The organism is Bacillus sp. P14.5 (genome assembly GCF_003316765.1).
Taxonomy (GTDB): domain Bacteria; phylum Bacillota; class Bacilli; order Bacillales; family Bacillaceae_B; genus Rossellomorea.
The window spans coordinates 1-1,046 of sequence record NZ_NIJF01000018.1; the positions used below are offsets into that span (position 1 = coordinate 1).

General features: G+C 54.7%; 3 protein-coding genes. All 3 read right to left on the reverse strand.

Annotated features, from left to right (window positions below):
• A partial coding sequence (locus tag B9Z54_RS26605; RefSeq protein ID WP_481747772.1) for an alpha-amylase family glycosyl hydrolase occupies positions 1 to 474 on the reverse strand: 474 nt, incomplete at its 3' end.
• Positions 401 to 709 carry an alpha-amylase family glycosyl hydrolase gene (locus tag B9Z54_RS26610; RefSeq protein ID WP_481747774.1) on the reverse strand — a complete coding sequence of 103 codons (309 nt, stop codon included), beginning with the start codon at positions 707 to 709 and terminating at the stop codon, positions 401 to 403. The genes B9Z54_RS26610 and B9Z54_RS26605, both read right to left, overlap by 74 nt.
• Positions 639 to 1,046: alpha-amylase family glycosyl hydrolase (locus B9Z54_RS26615; RefSeq protein WP_481747773.1), on the reverse strand; the 408-nt coding region annotated here is incomplete at its 5' end. The genes B9Z54_RS26610 and B9Z54_RS26615, both read right to left, overlap by 71 nt.

Consider the following 1,046-nt stretch of genomic DNA (forward strand, 5'->3'; position numbering starts at 1 on the left):
AACTTCGAGTGAGTCTACATCACGGTCGTGTAGCAAGTCGTAAGCGCTTTCCGGGTGTGTCCGAGCGGGGTTGAGCTTCGATACGGAGTCTGAGTTATTGAAATATATCAAATACGTCTCATCTTTCGTGCAACGCTCGATGATGAGGGCGTTGTCCTCATCGTCGACGAGATTGAATCGATACGAGCCGCTGTTCGCGAGCACCGGGTGCTCTTTGCGGAGTCGAATCAACTTCTGCACGTAACGGAACAACTCGCGGTCTTCTTCAGATTCGTCCCACGGCATGCAGCGGCGGCAACCCGGGTCTTGTTCCCCTTCGAGGCCGATTTCGTCCCCGTAGTAGATACAAGGGCTACCTGTATACGTGAGCATCGACATCATGAGCAATTTGAACTTCCCTTTATGTCCTTTCGCCCGAGTGAGGGCACGCGGCGTGTCGTGCGAGTCGATCAAGTTGAACGTCACTTCGTTCACGTTCGTCGTGTTTCATCATCTCGACGCGCGTCAATTCATTGCGGAACTGGGAAGCGGACGTCCGATCGAGCGCGAAATAGTTGAGGCTCGCGTTCGTGAACGGGTAGTTCATGACCGCGTCGAACTGGTCGCCTTTGAGCCACGGCTGCGCATCGTGCCAAATCTCACCGAGGATGTACGCCTCCGGGTTCGCTTGTTTTGACCGTTTTACGGAAGTCGCGCCAGAACGCGTGATCGACCTCGTTGGCCACGTCTAACCGCCAGCCGTCGATGCCGAACTCTTCAACCCAATAGCGGGCCACTTCTAATAGATAAGCTTTTAACGCCGGGTGCTCCGTATTGATCTTCGGCATGTTCTTCTCGAACGCGAACGTGTCGTAGTTCGGCTTCGGCGTCGTCTCGATCGGGAAGTCGCGAAGATAGAACCAGTCGCGGTACTCCGACTGCGGCCCGTTCTCGACGACGTCTAAGAACCAAGGATGGTTGTAGCCGACGTGGTTGAACACGGCGTCGAGCATGACTTTGATGCCGTTCTCATGAAGCAAGTCGACGAGTTGCTTGAACTGTTCCTT